A 20,718-nucleotide genomic window follows, 5' to 3' on the forward strand; every position below is an offset into this window, starting at 1 on the left:
AAAAATTCCGCGGAATCCCGGCGTTGTCGGCGCGCTGTGCTGGGATGACATCATGACGAATCACGAGGGTTTGACGGCGCAGACGCCGGCCGGCGCGCCCGTCCAGGGCGAGGCCGCCCTGCCGATCGCTGCGCTGCCGCCGAGCGTGGTCGAGGGCGTCGTGGCGAGCGTCGATCCGACGCGTCTCACCCCGGCGCTGCGTGGCGCGACGCAGACCGAAGCGGCGGCGCCGCTCGATCTCGATCCTGCGCAACAGGCCGTGCTCGAGGCCGACGATCGGGTGCTCCACGTCGTCGGCGCGCCCGGCACGGGCAAGACGACGCTCGCCGTCGAACTCGTCGCGCAGGCCGTGGAGGGTGGTGCGCGTCCCGATGAGTGCGTCCTGCTCTCACCGACGCGCGTGGCAGCCGGGGCGTTGCGCGCCCGCGTCACGACCCGCGTGGGCGGCACCTCGAGCGAGCCGATCGCGCGCACCCCGCAGGCGCTCGCGTTCGGCATCCTGCGCATGCGCGCCGCGATGGACGACCTGCCGGCGCCGCGCCTGCTCGCCGGTCCGGAGCAGGACGTCGTGCTCAAGGAACTGCTCGAAGGCCACCGCCTCGGCCTCGGCGCGGCGCCTGCCTGGCCCGAGGATCTGGCGGAGGCGCTGACGACGCGCGGGTTCCGCAACGAACTGCGCGACCTCATCATGCGCGCGGTGGAGTGGGACGTCAGCAGCGACCACCTGCGCCGGCTCGGCGCCGAGCACGGGCGCGACGAGTGGATCGCGGCCGCGGACGTCCTCGACGAGTACGACGACGTCACCGCCCTGTCACGTCCGGGAGCGTTCGACCCGGCCTGGATCCTCGGTGCGGCGGCGCAGGCGTTGCGCGAGAACGAGACGCTGCGCGAGCGGGTGCGCGCCCAGCTGAGACTCGTCGTCATCGACGACGCGCAGGAACTCACGCGCGCGTCCGTCGGTTTCCTCACCGAACTCGTCGGCCCGGGTCAGCGGCTCGTCCTGCTCGGCAACCCCGACGTCACGGTGCAGGCCTTCCGCGGCGCCGACCCGCGCTACCTCGAGCAGGTCGCGGCACAGCACGGCGCGAGTCGACGGTTCGTGCTCGGCTACGGCCACCGTCAGCCCCGAAGGCTCGCGGAGGTGGTCGAACGCGTCACCGCGCGCATCGGCAGCGTCGACGGCATCGCGCACCGCAGCGTCGTCACGCGCCCCGGTGGGGGCGTCGACGTCGCGCTGCTGCGCAGCGGCGCGCAGGAAGCCGCCCACATCGCGGGGGTGCTGCGTCGAGCACACCTCAAGGACGGGGTGGCGTGGAAGGACATGGCCGTCATCGTGCGAGCCGCTGCCGGAACGTCGGCGCTGCGGCGCGCCCTCAACGCGGCCAAGGTGCCCGTGGCCGTCCCTCCGGCGTCCTTGGCCCTGCGCGACGAACCCGCCGTGCGGCCGTTCCTGCACGCCCTCGAGATCGTGACGAGCCGGACGCGTGGCTCGGAACAGGCCCCGGTCGACGGCGACGCCGATGCCTCGCGGGCGGGCGTCAGTGCCGACCTCGCCCTCGACCTGCTCACCTCGCCGCTCGGCGGAGCCGACCCGGTCGTGCTGCGACGACTGCGACGTTCGCTGCGCCGTGAGGAACTGGCCGCCGGCGGCAACCGCGTCTCCGACGAGCTGCTCGGCGCCTGCCTGCTCGAACCGGCGCTGCTCGTCTCCCTCGGCCCCGAAGCGGCGCCTGCGCGCCGGGTGTCACGTGTTCTCGCGGCAGGGGCGGCCGCGCTGAAGGCCGCTCCGCCCCACGACGACGCCGAGCACGTGCTGTGGCAGATGTGGCAGGCCAGCGGCCTCGCCGAGGCGTGGGAGGCGAACGCGTTGGCCGGGGGAATCTCCGGAACCCGCGCCGACCGTGACCTCGATGCGCTGCTCGCGCTCTTCGCAGCGGCTGCACAGTTCGTCGAGCGGCTGCCCGGCGCGGGCGTGGCTGACTTCCTCGACCACGTCCGCAGCCAGGACGTGCCGGGCGACCGCCTCGTCGCCGCAGCCCCCGACGAAGACGCCGTCGCGCTCGTCACCGCAGCCGGCTCGGCGGGCGGCGAGTGGCACACGGTCGTCGTCGCGGGCGTCCAGGAGGGCGTCTGGCCCGACCTGCGATTGCGCGGTTCGGTGCTCGGCTCGGAGGATCTCGTCGACATCCTCAGCGGTCGCGGGCGCTCGCTGCCCGCGCGGCAGGCCGCCGTCCGGCACGACGAGACGCGGCAGTTCGCGATGGCGATGAGCCGGGCGCGCGAGCACGTCGTCGTGACGGCCGTGCGTGACGAGGACGAGCAACCGAGCGTCTACCTCGACATCGTCGACCCGCTCGCGCCGGGCGCTGCGGCCGACGCGATGCGAGAGTTCACCCCCGTCGCCCGGCCGATGACCCTCGCCGGGCTCGTCGCCGAGGCCCGACGCATGCTCGCCGACCAGGACGAGGCCGTCCGTGACGAGGGCGCCCGCCGTCTGGCGCGCCTCGCCGAGCACGACGTGCCGGGCGCCGACCCCGAGCAGTGGTGGGCCCTCGTCAGCCGCAGCGACGACAGGCCGGTCCGCCCGCCGCAGGAGTGGGTGCGGGTCAGCCCGTCGAAGATCGAGGGATTCCACCGCTGCGGTCTCAACTGGCTCCTCACGACCAACGGTGGTTTCGGCCCGTCGGTCGGGGCGAGCACGATCGGCACGCTCGTGCACGAACTCGCCGAGGAGTTCGCCGACGAACCCGCTCTCATGGACGAGGCGCTCGAGAAGCGGTGGCCGCGTCTCGGCCTCGGCGACTCGTGGGTGTCGCGCGGCGAGAAGGCGCGCGCTCAGAGCATGGTGAAGAAGCTGCAGGGCTACCTCGGCGACGCGGCGGCCACGGGATGGGCCGGCGAGGCCGCCGAACGACGGTTCTCCGCGATCGTCGGGCGAGCCAAGATCTCCGGCTCGATCGACCGTCTCGAGCACCACCCCGAGCGCGGGCTGCGCGTCATCGACTACAAGACGGGCAGCTCGAAACCGAAGGACGAGGAAGTCGCAGCGCACCCGCAGCTCGCCGCCTACCAGGCCGCGCTCGAGGCAGACGCGTTCGGCCCGGGGCGTCCCAGCGCCGGGGCTGCTCTCGTGCAGCTCGGCCAGGCCGCCGGCACCGGCGCGAACAGCACCGCTCGCGTCCAGGCCCAGCCGCCCCTCGTCGCCGACGAGGACGCCGCGAGTGACGGCGAGCCCGGGGCGGTCGACGAACCGATCGTCGGCACCCGCGGGTGGGCGTTCGACCTCATGCAACGCACGGCTGACGGCATGGGCGCCGCCACCTTCGTCGCCGCCGCCAACCCGAACTGCACGATGTGCCCCGTCAAGAGCTCCTGCCCCATCCAGCCGGAAGGCCGAACGCTGTGACCGACGACCTCACCCCAGCAACCAGCGACCCGTCGGGGCCACAGGGCTCCGAGGCGAAGGATCGCCCCGCTCGTCTGAGCGCGGACGCCATCGCCGACGCGCTGGAGCGCTATCACCACACACCCGAGCAGGTCGCCGTCATCGAGGCGCCGCTGGAGCCGCTGCTCGTCGTGGCGGGAGCCGGCTCGGGCAAGACGGACACGATGGCCTCGCGCGTCGTGTGGCTCGTGGCGAACGGCTTGGTGCGCCCGCAGGAGATCCTCGGCCTCACCTTCACCCGCAAGGCCGCCGGTGAGCTCGCCGAACGCGTCAACCAGCGCCTGCGCATGCTCGAGGCGAGTGGCCTGTGGAGCCCGCCCGATGATCCGGACGGCACGCCGAGCCTCGGCGAGAGCCCCACGATCTCGACGTACAACGCGTACGCGGGGCGCATCGTCGGTGAGCACGGTCTGCGCCTCGGCATCGAGCCGGATGCGCGGATGCTGTCGGAGGCCGCCGCGTGGCAGTTCGCGCACGAGGTCGCGAGTGGGTGGGACGGCGACATGTCGCAGGTCACCGTCAAGCTGCCGAGCGTGACGGCGGCCGTCCTCGCGACCGCGGGTGAACTGAGCGAGCATCGGCGCAGCGTCGACGAGCTGCGCGCCTACTACGACTCCCTCCTCGGCTCGCTCGACGCGATCCCGTTCGCGCCGCGAAAGCGTTCCCTCGGGGACGCGGGCAAGGCGCTCACGGCGAAGGCGAAGGGCCACCAGCAGATCCTGCCGCTCATCGAGCGGTATCAATCGCTGAAGAAGGACAGGTCGGCGCTCGACTTCTCCGACCAGATCGCGTTCGCCGCCGAACTCGCCGACCACTTCCCGGCCATCGGTTCGATCGAACGGGCGCGCTATCGCATGGTGCTGCTCGACGAGTTCCAGGACACGAGCTCAGCGCAGATCGCCTTCCTCGCAGCCGTCTTCGCCGCCGGGGAGACGCAGCAGCGTCCGGGCGTCGTGGCGGTGGGGGATCCCCACCAGTCGATCTTCGGCTGGCGCGGCGCGAGCGCGACGACCCTGTCGGCATTCCGTCGCTCCTTCGCCCTACCGGGATCCGACCTCACGCCCGTCGCCTCGCTCGCGACGTCGTGGCGCAACGACGCCGCCGTCCTCGACGCGGCCAACGTCACCGCCGCGCCGCTGAACAGGGCCTCGCGCGTGCCCGTGGCGACGTTGCGCCCCCGCCCCGACGCAGGCCCCGGCGCCCTGGCCGCCGCCCGCTACCTGACGGAGGCGGACGAGGCACGCGCCGTCGCGCAGTGGGTGGCCGAACGACGCCGTCCGCTGCGTCCGGGCGAGGCACCCCGAACCGCTGCGGTGCTGTGCCGCAAGCGATCTCAGTTCGTGCCGATGCTGGATGCCCTCCACGACGCGGGCGTCCCCGCGGAGGCCGTCGGGCTCGGTGGCCTGCTGCAGACCCCCGAGATCGTCGATCTCGTCTCGATGCTGTGGGTGGTCGACGACCCGAGCCGCGGCGACCATCTCATGCGCCTGCTCACCTCCCCGGCGATGCGTCTCGGTGCGGCCGACATCGCAGCGCTCGGGTCGTGGGCCAAGGAGTTGCACCAGCGACACGAGGACGACGCCGCGGCAGCCACCGAGGAGCGCGCCGAGGGCGGCAGCGCCGAACCGGCGAGCAGCGAATCCGACGCGGGCGAGGGCGCGCCGTCTGAGCCTGAACCCGGGCCTGATGGGGAGGCGGCCAGGCGCGGTGCGCGGGCCGAGCGCGACCTCGCGCAGGACACGCGGGACGAGGTGAGCCTCGTCGAGGCGATCGGCGAACTGCCCGACGCGTCATGGCGTGGGCGCGACGGCGAGTACCTCTCCGACGTCGCCCGTGAGCGGCTGCGGGGGTTCCACACGTCGGTGCAACGCCTCCGGTTGCTCTCCGGGCTGCCGCTCGCCGACTTCGTCGGGGAGGCCGAACGCGTGCTCGGTCTCGACATCGAGGTGCTTGCCCGCCCGGGGTACGACCCGTCGAGCGCCCGGGCCCACCTCGACGCCTTCGCCGACATCGCGGGGACGTTCTCGGTCCAGGCCCAACGTCCGACGCTCGGGGGGTTCCTCGAGTGGCTCGACGCGGCCCGGCAGGAGGAACGCGGCCTGGAGATGCCCGCCATCGAGGTCAACCCGCATGCGGTTCAGGTGCTCACCGTGCACGCCGCGAAGGGGCTCGAGTGGGACGTCGTCGTCGTGCCCGGCCTCGTCGAAGGGGTCTTTCCGAGCCTCGGCGGTTCGACGCGGGCCGAGGGCGAGCAGTGGCAGTACAAGCCGCACAAGGCGCGCGGCTGGCTCAGTGGTCTTCAGTCGATCCCCTACGATCTGCGCGGTGACAGGGAGGGGCTGCCCGCCCTCGCCGTCACGGGTGCGGAGGATTCCGACGAGCTGGCCGACCGGTTCACCGAGTTCTGCGAGCAGGGCCTTAAGCACGCGGTGACGGAAGAACGCCGCCTTGCGTACGTGGCCTTCACCCGCGCGCGCAGCACCATGTTGCTCACCGCTCCGATCTGGTACGCGAGCGGCACGACCCCGCGCGAGACGTCTCGTTTCCTCACCGAACTGCTCGAGGAACCCGATCTCGGCGCGAGCATCGAGCGTCTGCACTGGGAGCAGATGCCTCCGACGCAGGTCGACGGCGAGCGCCCGAGCAACCCGCTCGACGCCGACGTCCTGACGGCGACGTGGCCGCTCGACGCGATGGCCGACCAACGCGCCCACCTCGTCCCTGCCGCGGACCAGGTGCGCGCGCTGCGCACCCGGCTGCAGAACGGGGAGGCCCTCGCGCCGACCGGGCAACTGGCGCTCGGGTTGGAGGGGACGATCGAGGACAGGGAGCAGGAGATGGAGTTGCTCCTGGCCGAACGACAGCGCGAACGCACCCGGCTGCGCAGCGACGTCGTGCTGCCCTCGCACCTGTCCGCCTCCCAGCTCGTCGCACTCGCGAGCGACAAGGACCTGTTCGCGCGGCGCCTGCGGCGCCCGATGCCGAGTGAACCGGCGGTGGCGGCGCGGCGCGGTACGGCGTTCCACGCCTGGGTGGAGCGGCACTACGGTGCTGCGGCCCTCGTCGACCTCGACGAACTGCCTGGCTTCGGTGACGAGGACGTGGCCGCCGACGAGATGCTGCCCGTGCTGCAGACCAACTTCCTGGCCAGCGAGTGGGCGGATCGGGTGCCGGTCGACGTCGAGGTCGCCCTCGAGACCGTCGTCGCCGGGTACGCGGTGCGCGGCCGCATCGACGCCGTCTTCGCACGTGACGACGGCGGGTTCACGGTCGTCGACTGGAAGACCGGAGCCAAGCCGGCGGGGCCGGCCCTGCGTCATCGCTCGCTGCAGCTCGCCGCCTACGCCCTCGGTTACGCGCGCCTGCGCGGCCTGGACCCCGAGGACGTCGACGCCGCGTTCTTCTACGCCGCCACGGGGGAGACGTATCGCCCCGGCGTTGCGTCGCAGCGCGACCTCGAGGAGCTTCTCGGGTCGGTCGGGGGCTGACGGCGGTGCTTGTCGCGCTCGGGTCGCGGAGGCGGGGCGTCCCGCGGGTGCGGCCCGAGCGGTCAGCGGGATCTCGCGTTCCCGCCGGACGATTCGTCGGCGACGGCGCCTGCCGAGTCGTCGCTCGAGGCCGCGGGCTCCTCGGACGAGCCGTGAGGCAGTCGGGTGCGCGCGGCGTCGCCATCGACGCGCGTGGCGCCCGCGTGCTCGGAGCGGTCCTCTCGCTCCGGGGCCAGGCGCACGGGGATCTCGACGGTGGCGTCCTCCTCGCCGACCTCGGCGTCGACGACCTCGATGTCGGCGGGGTCGAGCGGGGGGACGAGGTCGATCGGCGCCGTGCCCGCGCGGCGCGCCGGCGGCAGGAGACTCGAGTCGCCCTCCACCTCGAAGGCGAGTTCCTCCAGCGCCGCGGCGTGACGCTCGACGCGCGCGTCGTCGCCCATCGTGCGGCTTGCGAGCAGCGCGTACGCGAGTTCCATCTCGCCCATGAGGCGGACGCGGCGCTCCAGGTTCGGGTCGGGCCGCTCGGCGCGTTCGGCGGCGTAGGCCTCGAACACGGTGTCGAACGCCTGCTGCGGCGCAGAGTTCCACAGCAGCGCGAAGTCGCGCGCGGGGTCGGCGACGCCGGCATGCTCCCAGCCGCTGATGGCGCTCACCTCACCCTCGTCGACATGGACGTCGGCGCCGCGCAGCGGCCCGTGCGTCACCGTCGTCGAGAAGCGCCACAACGCCGGCGTGTCAAGGGCCTCGCGCCAGCGGGCGATGAGGGCCGACGGCACCCGGGACGTCGCGGCGGCGCGATCGACGTCGGCGCGCAGACGCTGACGGTAGGTGTCGGCGTCGTAGGTGGCGAGGCCGGCCTCCTCGACGACGCGCGGGTCGACGCCGTGCAGGTGCGCGAGCGCCTGGCCGAGGGCACGCGCCGCGGCGGAGCGTCCGGCGAGGTGGCGCCAGTCGAGCGCCTTGCCGCGGGGGCGCGCGTAGACGGCAACGGCCGATCCCTCCTTCGGGCGGGCGGAGCCCTCGACGCGGGGCACGTCGAAGTCGACGCGTCGCGTGAGCAATTGCACGAGGGCGTCGGATGCGGCGAGTTCGGCGCCTGCGGCTCCAGTCAGCGCGGAGCGGACGAGCCAGACCCGGCCGTCGGCGCCCGTGATGTGGGCACTCTGGTAGAGGTCGCCGGCCGGCACGGGCAGGCCTTCGACCTTGATGGGGCGGATTCCGGGCACGGCGGCGTCGGCGAGGGCGGCGAGGAGCAGGGGCGAGCGCATCACCCCCACACCGTATGTCGGAGGTGGCGTCTAGCCTGGGAGGCATGCCCGACGCCACGCGACCTTTGCCCGATCTCGTCCTCGGCGACGCCGTCGTCGACCGTGATGCGCTGCGGCGCTCCGAACCGGATCTCATCGAGCGGCTGCTCGCCGTCGCGACGACGCGGGTCCTCGACGTGCGCGGCGCCTCGGTGCCGCAACGGCGCAGCCAGCTGCTCTGGCGCGCACCACAGGCCCAGGATCGGCAGTGGTTCGACACCGGCGGTGTCGTCCTCTACCTCGGTCAGACGTCCCACGGCCCCGCGCTCGCCGTGCTTCGCCCGCAGGACGACGCACCGGTCCCTGCGCCGACGGGGGAGCGCCCTGGCAACGCGGCTACCGCCACGACTTCGGAGGATGACGGCGACGACGCGCCGTCGTGGCGCACCCTGCGCGACATCGGGCTCGAACTGTCGGGCGACGACCTCGCCTGCGTCACCGCGGCCGTCGCGTTGGCCCAGTGGCATGCGACGCACACGCACTGCCCGCGCTGCGGGGCGCCCACCATCGTCGTCGAGGCGGGCTGGGTGCGTCGCTGCGAAGCGGACGGTTCGCATCACTTCCCGCGCACCGACCCGGCCGTCATCATGGCGATCGTCGACGAGTCCGACCCCGACGACTCGCGCCTCCTGCTCGCCCGCGGCCCACGCTGGAAGGGCCCGCACCGTTCGGTGCTCGCGGGTTTCGTCGAGCCAGGGGAGTCGTTCGAGCAGGCCGTGGCGCGCGAGACGTTCGAGGAGTCCGGCGTCGAGGTCACCGACGTGCGCTATCTCGGCAGCCAGCCGTGGCCCTTTCCCGCCTCCGTCATGATCGGCTGCATCGCGCGTGCGGTGACGACACCGCTGCGCGCTCAGGAGGGCGAGATCGAGGAGATCGGGTGGTACTCGCGCGCCGACGTCCGTCAGGGCCTCGCCGACGGTTCCCTCGCGCTGCCGGGGCGCCTGTCGATCGCGCGCGCTCTCATCGAGCATTGGTACGGTGAGCCGCTCCCGTGACGGTGGCGCACGATCCGACCGACCAACCCGCCCACCCGCATCGCGACGAACGACCATTTCGAGGAGTACCTGAGCAGTGAACGAGCATGACGCCGATTCGGTGCTCGCGGGTCTGGACCCGCAGCAGCGGGAGGTCGCGGCGAACCCGCTCGGCCCGATGGTCGTCCTCGCCGGCGCGGGCACGGGCAAGACGCGCGCCATCACGCACCGCATCGCGTACGGCGTGCACTCGGGCGCTCTCGTCGGTCAGCGCACGCTGGCGGTGACGTTCACCGCGCGTGCTGCGGGCGAGATGCGCACGCGCCTTCGCGAGTTGGGCGTCCCGCAGGTCGTCGCACGCACCTTCCACGCCGCGGCGCTGAGCCAACTACGCTACTTCTGGCCGCAGGCGATCGGTGGGGGCGCGCCGGAGGTCGTCGGGACGAAGGGCAGCCTCGTCGGCGAGGCGGCGGGGCGGCTGCGTCTGCAGGTCGATCGCACCGGGCTGCGCGACCTCGCCGGTGAGGTCGAGTGGGCCAAGGTCTCGATGCTCACCCCGGAGACCTACCCGGCCGCAGCACGGCGCGCCGGCCGTCAGCCCGCCGATCTCGACGTCACGGCGATGGCGCGACTGCTCGATGCCTACGAGGACGTCAAGTCCGCGCGCGGCGTCATCGACTTCGAGGACGTCCTGCTCCTGGCCGCCGGCATCCTCGCCGAGCGCGAGGACATCGCCCGTCAGGTGCGCGATCAGTACCGCCACTTCGTCGTCGACGAGTACCAGGACGTCAACACCGTCCAGCAGTACCTGCTGTCGCTGTGGGTCGGTGAGCGCAAAGATCTGTGCGTCGTCGGTGACCCGGCGCAGACGATCTACTCGTTCACCGGCGCCTCGCCGCGGCATCTGCGCACCTTCGCCCAGCGCTTCGAGGGTGCCGCGAAGGTCGAGCTCGTGCGCAACTACCGCTCCGACCCGCCCATCGTCCGCCTCGCCAACGACGTGATGAAGCGCGCCGATCAGGCGTTCGGCAGCGTGACGCTCCAGGCGCAGCGCGAGGGGGGCGTCACGCCGAAGCTCGTCACCTACCCCGACGATCCGGCGGAGGCGCGGGGCGTCGCGAAGGAGATCAAGCGGCTCCTCGCCGACGGCGTAAAGGCCAGCGGCATCGCCGTCCTGTATCGCACCAACGCGCAGTCCGAGGCCTTCGAGACGGCGCTCGCCGACGCGGGCGTTCCCTACCAGATACGCGGCGGTGAACGCTTCTTCCACCGCGACGAGGTGCGCAAGGCCGTCCTGCTCATGCGCGGCGCGGCCCGCAGCGACGACGGCTCGAAACCGTTGCCCGACGTCGTCGCCGACGTCCTGAGCGGCGCCGGCTGGTCGCAGCAGGCGCCCGCGGCGGGGGCGAGCCGTGAACGGTGGGAGTCGCTGCAGTCCCTCGCGGAACTGAGCAAGGACGTCGCCCGCACCGTCCCCGGCGCGCGGTTGCGCGACTTGGTCGCCGAGCTCGACCGACGTGCGTCCGAGCAGCACGCGCCGAAGGTCGAGGGCGTGACGCTCGCGTCGCTGCACGCGGCCAAGGGACTCGAGTGGGACGCGGTGTTCTTCGTCGGCGCGAGCGACGGGCTGCTGCCCATCATGATGGCGAGTGCGCCCGAGGCGATCGAAGAGGAGCGGCGTCTCATGTACGTCGGCATCACGCGTGCGCGCCGTTTCCTGCAGCTCAGCTACTCGCGCAGCCGCCACGAAGGTGGCCGGGCGTCGCGCAACCCGTCACGCTTCCTCGACGGGCTGGGCGACTCGCTCGACGGCGCCGTCGTCGCGGCGACGAAGACGAAGCGCGCCGCGCCCGCCCCCAAGCGCTCGACGGCGAAGTGCCGCACCTGCGGCAAGGATCTGTACTCCGCGCCCGAGCGCAAGATCGGCCGCTGCACCGAATGCCCTGCGACCTATGACGAGGCCCAGTTCGAGGCGCTGCGCGAATGGCGCGCCGCGGTCGCGAAGCGAGACAAGGTACCGGCGTTCGTCGTCTTCACCGACGCGACGCTCGTCGCCATCGCCGAGACGCTGCCGACGAACCCCGCCGGCCTGCGCGCCATCGCGGGGGTCGGCAACACCAAGATCTCCAAGTACGGCGCGTCCGTCCTCGCCGTCCTGGGCGGCGCGAAACCGCTCGACGAGGTCGAGAAGCCGTCGCAATTCGGCGACTTCGACCCGGCCTGAGAAGCCGCCGAAGAACTTTCTCGATAATTCGGTTGCTCCCTTCTCGCGGGCGCCGCTAGCCTGAGACCACTTCGCGCCGCGCCTTGGGTGCGCCGCGAACGATCCGCACGAACGAACCAAGTTCGCCCGACGCGAACCGCCGACCCAGGAGGTGCCTCATGGACATCATCACGACGATGACGACGTACGCCGCCTCCCTGCGTGCTTCCCTGCGCCCGAGCGCTCAGGCGTTCCTCCTCGATCTTTCGGGGGAGACGTCTGCCCAGGCCGTCATCGGCTCCGGGCTGCACGCCGCCGGCATCAATGGCTCTGAAGCCCGCCACATCTTCCACGAGGTGGGCGTGCCGTTCAGCGCCGAGCGTCGCCCCCACACCCCTCGGTTCTTCCCGCTCTCCTGCACGGCGCAGGTGGTCTAGCCACCTGCGAACGTCAGCGAAAGCCGCGAGATCCGAACCCGGGTCCGCGGCTTCTTTCGTGTGACGAACCGATCCAGCATCGAGCGTCTTCGCGAACGAGGCTCAGGGCCCCCACCAGAAACTCCCCGACACCGGGGCCCACCTCCTTTCCGAAGCAAGAGCGAGAGACCGACATGACTGCAATGTTCGAAGACCTGATATCCGACGCCCTGATACCCCTGGCGGGCGGTGACGTCGACACGCCGTGCGCCACCGCTGACCCCGAGCTGTGGTTCGCGCAGTCCCCGGCGGACGTCGAGTTCGCCAAGGCGCTCTGCGCCACCTGCCCCGCGGCGCAGCTGTGCCTCGCGGGCGCGAAGGAGCGTCAGGAGCCATGGGGCGTGTGGGGCGGTGAGCTGTTCGAACGCGGCGTCGTCGTGCCGCGCAAGCGCCCGCGTGGGCGTCCGCGCAAGAACGCCGCGTGAGCGCTACCGCCCGCCCCGAAGCGCGCGATGACCCAGGGTACCGATGCACCCGACACGCTGCCCGAGCTGCTGCTCAGGCAGCGTCTCGGCATGTCGGGGTGCACGACCACAGGCGGTGCTCGACGTGCGGCGCGGCCATGTCGAAGGTGAGACTGATCGAGCAGGCCGTGACGTTGCCCGCCGCGAACGCCCGGACGAACAACCCGGCCGCACCCGCGGCGAAGGCGAACAGGGCGGGGCTGAGGGCGGCGTCTGGGCGCCGCGTCCCGCTCGAATAGGCCGGGTTGACGCACCCGGCGCACGCGCCGCCTGCGCCAGCGACGGGGCCGACGGTGACGGTGCGAGCCGTGAACGCGAGCGGCAGGACGGCCGGCGCCGGGCCGGTCAGCGGGCCGGGCAGATCGGGGACGTCACCCAGTTCTTCGTAACGCCACGGCAGCGCCCCGATGAGCAGATCGGGCGCGGATGCACTCGCGCGGCCGTCCCACACCCCGACCCCGTCGCACAGCGGGGCGACGACGTCGAGGACGGCTCGTTCGAGCGCCGCAGGACCGGTGACGAGGGTGCGCGTCGTGCGTCGCGGGCGGTGGGTGACGGCGGCGACGAGGTCGCGCCAGCCTGCGTCGTGGGCGGGGGCACCGGAACCGGGTTCGGGGTCGGTGAGGGCGTGCAGCGAGGTGTCGTCGAGGTCGTTCAGCACGAGGTGACGCAGGGCGCGGCGCTCGGCGACGTGGGGACGCGGAGTGATGACGGTGTCGGACACGAGAGGCTCCTGTGGGTGGGTGACGCGGATGGGACGGATACCGAGGACGGCGAGTGGGTGGCGAGGCACGGTCGGGCGCCCACGCGAACGGTTGGCCGGCGCACCAGAGCAGGTGATCCAGCACGACGGGCGGTGCCCGTCATGTCTTCGAGCCTGCCTCGCGCGCGCAGATCGCCGCAGGGCTCGTCCACAGGCGTCACACCTGGGGATGACGCAGGATCCCGGGGTTGTCAGTCGCTGTCGATAGCCTCGGGGCATGCCGAGAACCACCGCCCCCGCGCCCACGCGAATCACCGTCGACGGTCAGGACGTCGAGATCCGGCGTAGCGCGCGCCGCACGCGATCCGTGCAGGCACGCTTCGAGGACGGCGTCGTCGTCGTGCTCGCCCCGGCGACGCTCTCGGCGCGCGAGGAGACACGCATCGTCGAAGATCTCGTGCGCAAGATGCTGCGCAAGAGTCGCTCGCAGCGCAACGACGACACCCTGATGCGGCGGGCCATGGCGCTCAGCCGACGCTTCGTGCCCGGCGCGCCCGAGCCTGCCTCGGTGCGGTGGGTGTCGAACATGACGACCAGGTGGGCGTCGTGCTCACCGGGGGATGCTTCGATCCGGCTCTCCGACGCGATGGTCGGCATGCCCGACTACGTCGTCGACGCGGTGCTCCTGCACGAGGTCACGCACCTGCTCGAGCGCGGGCACGGGCCGCGCTTCCAGGAGATCGTGCGCCGCTACCCGGAGCACGAACGCGCCCAGGCCTTCCTCGCCGGCGCCTCGTTCGGGGCACGCCGTGCCGCGCCCGCGCCGTCGGCGTCACTCGATGACGACCTCGGCGAAGAGGAAGGAGACGTCGCCGACCCGACGAGGGAGCCGTGACGGCCGCGTCGATCGCGGCCGAGGGGGCTCAGAGCCCGGGGTTGGCGCGGACGCGCTCGCATGCGAGGGCGATGGCCTCGCGCAGCGCCGGTTCGGCATCCTCGGGCAGGGCGTCGACGTCGAACCAACGCACATCGTCGGATTCGTCGCTCACCGTGAGGGATTCGCCGCCTGCCACGGCGACGTACCGCACGTCGAGGTGTTCCGTGCACCATCCGAACGCCCCGTCGAGAGCATGGATGTCGACGGCGAGCAGCCCAGGCAGCAGCCGCAGGTCGGCGAGGCCGGATTCTTCGAGGCCCTCCCGCAGGGCCGCGGCCTCGAGCGTTGCGTCGCCGCACTCGAGGTGCCCGCCGAACTGGAACCACCGCTTCGCCTTCGCGTGCAGCGTCAGCGCCACGCGGCGGGCGTCGGCATCGACGACGACCAGCGACGTCGTGAAGTGGGCTCGGCTGTGATGACGCCACATTGCCGTCGCATCGAGTCGCAGGGTCTCGACCATGCGGGCGCGCATCTGCTCCTGCGGCGGATTCGGGGCCGTCCAGGTGCTCAGGTCGGCGAGCGCCTGCGAGTGCAGCGCCGTGAACTGTTCGGGCATGGCGGGCTCGGGGCGCGACGGCGGGGCCGAACGGGTCTCGACCCGCCCGGCCCCGTGGTCGGATGTCATGGAGTGGTTCACGCGCCCGGCGTTCCACCCTGCGTCGGATCGTCCTGGCCGTCTCCGTCGCCGGCGCCGCCTTCGTCCTCCGACGTGCCACCCTTCGCGCTCCCGGTCGGGTCGACGTCACCGGGGGCCTCGTCCGCGCGGTCGTCCAGAGCGTCATGACGCGGGTCTCGCGGGTTCATGGCGGCCTGCTCACCGGACGCGGCACCGGCCGACGCGACATCCGACGACGACCGGCCCGTCGATGAACCGCCGGAGCCTTCGCCGCCGGCCGAACTCGACTCGCCCATCTCGGCGAGCCCCTGGGCCAGCAGCGCGTCGAGGGCGTCGTCCATCTCATCGCGGCCCGTCTCGGGAGTCTCCTCGCCGCTCGCGCGCGCGATGAACGTCGACGGGTCGTCGAGGTCGGTGGCGCTGGGCACGTGGTCGGGGTGCGACCACACGCCGTCGCGGGTGGCGGCGTCCGTCGCGTCGGTCAGCTGCGTCCACAGCGCTGCCGCTTCACGCAGGCGGCGCGGGCGCAGTTCGAGCCCGACGAGCGAGCTGAAGACCTTCTCGGCCGGGCCGGCGGAGGCGCGACGGCGACGCACGACCTCGGCGAGGGCCGCGGCGTTCGGCAGGTGCTGCGCGACCGCGGCGTCGGTGACGACGTCGACCCACCCCTCGACGAGAGCGAGCAGGTTCTCCAGGTGAGCGAGCGTGCGCTTCTGCGCATCCGACGGTTCGGGGGAGAACAGGTTGCCGGCGAGCGCTCCCTGCAGGGCCTCGGCGTCCTGCGGGTCGATGTCGCGCAGCTTCTCCTCGATGGCGTCGGTGTCGATGCGGATGTCACCGGCGTACGTCTGGACGGCGGCGATGAGGGCCGCGTCGAGCCACGGCACGCGCTCGTACAGGCGCACGCGGGCGGCCTCGCGCACCGCGAGGTAGAGGTGCACCTCGCCGGCGTCGAGCTCGAGGCCGTCGGCGAACGACGCGACGTTGTGCGGCAGGATCGTGACGGCGTTGGGGCGCAGCAGCGGCAGGCCGACCTCGGTGCCGGTGACGCTCTCCTTCGCGAGCGCGCCGATGGCCTGGCCGACCTGCACGCCGAACATCTGCGCACTCATCTGCTTGAGCATCGGCGTCATCTGAGCGCTGAGGCTGGAGATGTCGAAGCCTGGCGGCAACATGCCCTCGGGGATGCCGAGCTGCGACAGGTCGCTCGCGTCGAACGAGCCGAGCTGCTTCATCATCGCGTCTGCGACGGCGTTGCCGACGCCGCCCGCGACGGGTTCGACGACCTTGCGCCAGGTCGGCATCGTCGCCTCGACCCATTCGCTGCGCGACAGGGCACGGGCCGGGGCGCCGGGAGCGGCGAAGTCGGTGACGGCGTCGAGCCACAGGTTGGCGACGGCCGCGACCTGCGCGACGTCGCTCTTCGTCGAGGTGGGCACGCTCGGGTCACCCTCCGCGGAGACGACCTGGCGCGCGACGTTCGCCGCGAGCTGTTCGTTGAACGCCGAGCCCGAGTCGCCGCTCATCATCGCCTGCAGCTGCGCCTGCATCATCCCCATCTGCGCCGGGTCCATCGAACCCATGCCCATCTGGCGCAGCGCATCCATCATCTGCGGGTCGGGCGTGCCCCCACCCATGAGGCCGCGCAGCATCTCCTCGAGACCGTCGCCGCCGTTCGCGTCGCCACGCTCGTCGTCGTCCTTGCGGCCGCCGTAGGGGTTCATCGGGTTGTGGTCATTAGCCATGGTGCGCACCTTCCGAGAGGTTCGTGTCCGTCTGGAGCCGACACTACCGGCCGTCGTCGGCGCCGCGCGTGCGGCGGGCGGGCCTGAGCGTGCGCCCCGCGCCGCTGCGGGCAGGTGAGAGGATGACGGCTGTTCGACTCCTTCGTGACGTACAACAGCGAGAGGCGCCCATGAGTTCCCGAACCGTCGACGCGGCCGAGCGCCGCCCGTCACGCTGGGCGTCGATGCGCACGCGGACCAAGGTGATGCTGGCGATCTTCGTCGTCGTGCTCCTCGCCGTGGTCGCAGGCTTCGGCATCAAGGTGCCCTACGTCATCCTGCGCCCCGGCCCGGCGCCGGACACCCTCGGCACCTTCGAGGGAAAGAAGGTGTTGACGCTGAGCGGCGCGAAGACCTACCCGACCTCGGGCGGCCTGCACTTCACGACGGTCTCGATGGTCGGCGGTCCCGGCAACCGCCCCAGCCTCATCGAGTACGGGCTCGCGAAACTCGACGATCACGCGCAGATCTACGAAGAGTCGCAGCTGTTCGCGCCGCAGACCACGCGGGAGCAGGTGCAGCAGCAGAACGAGGCGGAGATGACGGGGTCGCAGTCGTCGGCCGAGGTCGTCGCCGCGCGTCAGGCGGGCTACGACGTGCCCGAGATGATCGAGATCGCCGGCATCTCCGACTCGGCGAGCGAGGCGAAGAAGCTGCTGCGCGTCAAGGACGTCATCGTCTCCGTCAACGGGGTGAAGATTGCGGATTCGCTGTCGCTGCAGCGCGAGATGAAGAAGGTCACGCCGGGGCAGAAGGTGCAGCTCGGCATCACCCGCGACGGCAAGGCGATGACGTTCGCCGTGCCGACGACGAAGGTCGACGACCGCGCCGTCATGGGGCTGACGCTCAATCCGAAGGCAACGATGCCGTTCAAGGTGAACATCTCCGTCGGCGACGTCGGCGGCCCTAGCGCCGGCACGATGTTCGCCCTCGCGATCTACGACGAACTGACGCCCGGTGCGCTCACCGGTGGCAAGCAGATCGCGGGCACGGGCACGATGGACTCAGCCGGTGACGTCGGCGCGATCGGCGGCATCCGTGAGAAGGTCGTCGGCGCGCGCCAGGCCGGTGCGACGGCGTTCCTCGCCCCGGCCGACAACTGCGCCGAACTGAAGGGCCACGTGCCGAACGGGCTCGACGTCTACCGCGTCGCGACGATCAAGGACGCCATCTCGACGGTCGAGCACGTCGCCGATGGTTCGACGCAGGGGCTGCCGCGCTGCGGCTGAGCGCCCCTACGATGGGTCGCATGAGTGCCGTCAAGCCCGTGCTGTCCCCTCTCACCCGCGCTGCTCTCGAGACCGAGGCGCACGTCGCGACAGACGGGTGGGGTCAACCGGCGCGCCTGTTCTCCCTCGCCCGCAACGGTGAGCTGCTGCGTCGTCAGCCGGCCCTCGCGGCGATGCTCGGCGACGTCGACCCCGACGAGTTCTCCGCGATCGAGCAGGAGGGCGTCATCCGCGGTGACGACCTCGAGAAGGCGCTAGGGCACACGGCTTGGCCGGCGGACGTCGACGGGGTGGCGCTCGCGGTCGAGCGCATCATCGTGCCGCCGCAGGCCGAGATCGAGACGTTCGGTCGCGGCGGGACGAATGCGCAGCGGCTGGCGACCCACGAGCAGCGTGAGGACGTGCGCCTGCTCGTCGCGGCGCTGCGCAACGGCGAGATCATCACCCTCGTGCGACGTCGTGCCGAGGACGATGACGACAAGGTCGCGATCGGCACGAACATCGCGCCGGGGCTCGTCGAGGCGCTCAAGGCGACGCTGACCTGATGACGTGGCCTGGCGGCGACCACCCGGCACGACCATCTCCACGGCTCCGTGACCACTCGCATCCTCTTGCGCTCAAGTGCACCCGGGTGCGCTTGCACGCAGGGGAGAACGTGGGCAGACGCTCGAGCAGGGCACAGCGCGGAGGCGTCTCGCGAGGGGTGACGAGGCTCACGCGGCATCCGATTTGCATTCTTTGTTCATCTGCTCGTAAAGTATGAGGCATACCGACGCGGGGTGGAGCAGCTCGGTAGCTCGCCGGGCTCATAACCCGGAGGTCGCAGGTTCAAATCCTGTCCCCGCTACCACGTGGCCCGCCGCTTCTGATCTCAGAGGCGGCGGGCTTTTTTTGTCTGAGATCGTCGTGGTGATGACGTCGAGTTCAGTGCGCCGACGGTGGCTCACTGTCGAGCAGGCCGGCCACCCGAGGCGGCTGTATGAGGGAGAGTTCATGGGGCGCCGTTCGTTTCGTCGCGAGGCGTGGCTCGTGTACCTGCTCGCCTGCGCGTTCGTGACCGTCAGCGCCATCCTGCAGCTGCGCTCCTGGAACTGGACGCTGTTCGACACTCGCATCTACCTCGACGCGACGACGAAGACGCTGAACGGCACAGCCGATCTGTACGAGGGCCGGTTCGGTGACGGCTGGCCGTTCACCTATCCGCCGTTCGCCGTCCTGGCCTTCGCGCCGCTCGCCGCATTGGCGCGGTCTGTCGCGACGGCGCTGCTGACGCTCGGCAGCCTCGTCGCACTGTTCCGCATCTGCTGGTTGCTCGCGGATCGCTCGATCGCACAGTGGAGGCTGGGGGAGCGAGCCCCGGCCCCCGGCTTGGCGACGGGAGCCCTCACGCCCCTCGTCGCCGCGGGTGGGGTGCTGCTCGCCGCGCGCTCGGACGCCGTCGGCGGCACGCTCGCCTTCGGCCAGATCAACCTCGTCATGGCCTGGTTCGTCGTCGAGGACTACCTCGGTCTCGGCCGCCGGCGCCTCGCGGGGGCTCGGCTGTCAGGCGTGCTCACCGGCCTGGCTGCGGGCGTCAAGGTGACGCCGGCGCTCGCCGCCGTCCCGCGCCTGTTCACCCGCGACCACGCGAGCGCCCTGCGCGCGCTGGGGGCGGGCGTCGTCACCGTTGGCGTCTCGGCGATCGTGCTGCCGCACGAGGTCGTCACGTACTTCACGTCGGCGTTGTGGGACACGAGCCGGCCCGGCGCGCCGGAGAGTGAGTGGAACCAGTCGCTGTCGGGCCTCGTCGCGCGCGTCATGCACGACGTGCCGGGCGCCGGCCTCGTCCGCCTGCTCGTCATCGCGGCGGCGCTCGTCGCGGGGGTGTTCGTCACGGCCGCGCTGCTGCGTCGTGACGACGACGTGGGCGCTGTCCTCGTCATCTTCGTCACGACGGGCGCGGTCAGCCCGATCACCTGGTACCACCACCTCGTCCTCGTTCCGCTGTTCGCCGTGTGGGCGATCCTCGCGACGCGCGGTTGGGCCAAGGGGCTGTACCCTGCGATCGCGGCGCAGGCTTTCCTGCTCGGGCTCTGGGTGCTCACCGGGATGTACCAGAGCGTGCCGCGCGACAACGGAGCCGAGCTGCACCACGACCCTCTCGAGACCGTCATCAGCGAGGCCGTCCCGGTGCTCAGCCTGACGATCCTGCTGACGCTCGCCGCCGCGATCGCGCGCAGCAGACGGGCAACAGAGCCGCACCCGACGCGCTGACGTCGTCCGGTCGCCGGCCGATTCACCGGTATGCCACCTGCTCGCGGCTCGAACCTGAGCCATCGTGTGAGCTCGCATCGCGTCGTAGGCCACCTGATTCGTCTCTGTTGGGGGCTGGTGGGCCGTCTGCGCAACGGGTCGGTCACGGAATGCCGCGCGAGCCGTTCGGCCATGCCCGTGCTCGCGAGCGCGGCCGCGGCGACCTCCGACGACGCGATGCTCGCTTGGGCCATCAAGCACGGGACGGCGGCGGAACGACGCGACATCGCCGGAAGCATCGGTGTCACCTACCCGGCGGCCGCCGCGTTCCTCGGCACGACGTGTGACAGGGGCCACGGCTATGCCGGGGTGTGGGTCGTCAACTTCGCGAACACGCCGGCGCGGTGGAACGTCACCCTCGACGGGGTCGGCTACGCGGGCGCTCAGGTTCGGCCCGCGAGCCATGACTACGGCGCACCCGGGGTGCCGGACGGGCGCCACACACTCGCGTTCGTCGACCCCCGCACCGGCGCGGTCGCTGCGAAGATCGCGACGGACCTGCACTGCGGTACTCCGGCCGGCGGTACACCCACGTCCGGATGGTCACCGACCGGGCCGGTCGAGGACGGTTCGATTCCGGCGACCCACCCGAGCTCGACGCCGCCGCCACCTGCGAGGCGCCCCAGCCAGACGCCTCCGGGCGTCGGCCCGGTCGTCGAGACCGACCACGTATCGAGCGATCGCGACCCGGGCGCGCTGGTCGTGTCGTTCCCCGGTGCGGCGGGTGCACTGCTGAGCGCGACGCGCCGCCTGCGCCGCGCCCGATGAGCGGCGAGCGACGAGCGCGATCAGCGACG

The 20,718-nt window shown here is 71.9% G+C and carries 15 protein-coding genes and 1 tRNA gene; 12 read left to right on the plus strand and 4 right to left on the minus strand.

Features of this window, described 5'->3' with window-relative positions:
* Positions 1 to 52: 52 nt before the first annotated feature.
* Both ABH936_RS07835 and ABH936_RS07840 read left to right on the plus strand, forming a co-directional pair.
* Positions 53 to 3,406 carry an ATP-dependent DNA helicase gene (locus tag ABH936_RS07835; protein WP_062257097.1) on the plus strand — a complete coding sequence of 1,118 codons (3,354 nt, stop codon included), beginning with the start codon at positions 53 to 55 and terminating at the stop codon, positions 3,404 to 3,406.
* Complete coding sequence (locus ABH936_RS07840; protein ID WP_136788695.1) at positions 3,403 to 6,933, plus strand: ATP-dependent DNA helicase; 3,531 nt, start codon at positions 3,403 to 3,405, stop codon at positions 6,931 to 6,933. Before ABH936_RS07835 ends, ABH936_RS07840 begins: the two co-directional genes overlap by 4 nt.
* Positions 6,934 to 6,995: 62 nt before the next feature.
* On the opposite strand, the gene ABH936_RS07845 is transcribed toward ABH936_RS07840, so the two are convergent.
* On the minus strand, positions 6,996 to 8,204 hold the full coding sequence (locus ABH936_RS07845; protein ID WP_240742543.1) for a phosphotransferase: 1,209 nt from the start codon (positions 8,202 to 8,204) through the stop codon (positions 6,996 to 6,998).
* 44 nt (positions 8,205 to 8,248) lie between these two features.
* Here ABH936_RS07845 and nudC point away from each other — a divergent pair, with 44 nt between their 5' ends.
* The 4 genes from nudC (at position 8,249) to ABH936_RS07865 (ending at position 12,321) form a co-directional block, all read left to right on the plus strand.
* The gene (gene nudC, locus ABH936_RS07850) at positions 8,249 to 9,238 is read left to right on the plus strand and encodes an NAD(+) diphosphatase (protein ID WP_136788693.1); all 990 of its coding nucleotides are present in this window, start codon (positions 8,249 to 8,251) and stop codon (positions 9,236 to 9,238) included.
* Positions 9,239 to 9,314: 76 nt separating this feature from the next.
* Positions 9,315 to 11,441: an ATP-dependent DNA helicase UvrD2 gene (locus ABH936_RS07855; RefSeq protein WP_074040401.1), complete on the plus strand. Its 2,127-nt coding sequence runs from the start codon at positions 9,315 to 9,317 to the stop codon at positions 11,439 to 11,441.
* A 158-nt stretch (positions 11,442 to 11,599) separates the two neighbouring features.
* A complete protein-coding gene (locus ABH936_RS07860) occupies positions 11,600 to 11,857 on the plus strand; it encodes a hypothetical protein (protein ID WP_006943441.1) in 258 nt (85 codons plus the stop codon).
* A gap of 182 nt (positions 11,858 to 12,039) precedes the next feature.
* Positions 12,040 to 12,321 (plus strand): WhiB family transcriptional regulator, encoded by a 282-nt coding sequence (locus tag ABH936_RS07865; protein WP_006943409.1) that lies wholly within the window; start codon positions 12,040 to 12,042, stop codon positions 12,319 to 12,321.
* 73 nt (positions 12,322 to 12,394) lie between these two features.
* Here ABH936_RS07865 and ABH936_RS07870 read toward each other — a convergent pair whose 3' ends face one another.
* Positions 12,395 to 13,084 carry a hypothetical protein gene (locus ABH936_RS07870; protein WP_404602966.1) on the minus strand — a complete coding sequence of 230 codons (690 nt, stop codon included), beginning with the start codon at positions 13,082 to 13,084 and terminating at the stop codon, positions 12,395 to 12,397.
* Positions 13,085 to 13,340: 256 nt separating this feature from the next.
* Between ABH936_RS07870 and ABH936_RS07875 the strand changes: the two genes are divergently transcribed.
* Entirely contained in the window at positions 13,341 to 13,958 is a 618-nt protein-coding gene (locus ABH936_RS07875; protein WP_404602967.1) for a M48 family metallopeptidase, read from the plus strand.
* A 28-nt stretch (positions 13,959 to 13,986) separates the two neighbouring features.
* Here ABH936_RS07875 and ABH936_RS07880 read toward each other — a convergent pair whose 3' ends face one another.
* A complete protein-coding gene (locus tag ABH936_RS07880) occupies positions 13,987 to 14,556 on the minus strand; it encodes an NUDIX hydrolase (protein WP_404602968.1) in 570 nt (189 codons plus the stop codon).
* Between the two features lie 77 nt (positions 14,557 to 14,633).
* Positions 14,634 to 16,361, minus strand: a complete 1,728-nt coding sequence (locus tag ABH936_RS07885; RefSeq protein WP_404602970.1) for a zinc-dependent metalloprotease — start codon at positions 16,359 to 16,361, stop codon at positions 14,634 to 14,636.
* A gap of 170 nt (positions 16,362 to 16,531) precedes the next feature.
* On the opposite strand from ABH936_RS07885, the gene ABH936_RS07890 reads away from it, so the two are divergent.
* The 5 genes from ABH936_RS07890 (at position 16,532) to ABH936_RS07910 (ending at position 20,689) form a co-directional block, all read left to right on the plus strand.
* Positions 16,532 to 17,629 (plus strand): PDZ domain-containing protein, encoded by a 1,098-nt coding sequence (locus ABH936_RS07890; protein WP_404602971.1) that lies wholly within the window; start codon positions 16,532 to 16,534, stop codon positions 17,627 to 17,629.
* A gap of 20 nt (positions 17,630 to 17,649) precedes the next feature.
* On the plus strand, positions 17,650 to 18,174 hold the full coding sequence (locus ABH936_RS07895; protein ID WP_062257105.1) for a PPA1309 family protein: 525 nt from the start codon (positions 17,650 to 17,652) through the stop codon (positions 18,172 to 18,174).
* A gap of 228 nt (positions 18,175 to 18,402) precedes the next feature.
* Positions 18,403 to 18,479 (plus strand) — tRNA-Met (locus ABH936_RS07900).
* A gap of 143 nt (positions 18,480 to 18,622) precedes the next feature.
* A complete protein-coding gene (locus tag ABH936_RS07905) occupies positions 18,623 to 19,882 on the plus strand; it encodes a glycosyltransferase 87 family protein (protein WP_404602972.1) in 1,260 nt (419 codons plus the stop codon).
* Between the two features lie 171 nt (positions 19,883 to 20,053).
* Positions 20,054 to 20,689: a hypothetical protein gene (locus ABH936_RS07910; RefSeq protein ID WP_404602973.1), complete on the plus strand. Its 636-nt coding sequence runs from the start codon at positions 20,054 to 20,056 to the stop codon at positions 20,687 to 20,689.
* Positions 20,690 to 20,718: the final 29 nt, after the last annotated feature.

Origin of the sequence: Dermacoccus sp. GAS27A, from assembly GCF_044909235.1 — a bacterium.
Lineage (GTDB): Bacteria > Actinomycetota > Actinomycetes > Actinomycetales > Dermatophilaceae > Dermacoccus > Dermacoccus nishinomiyaensis.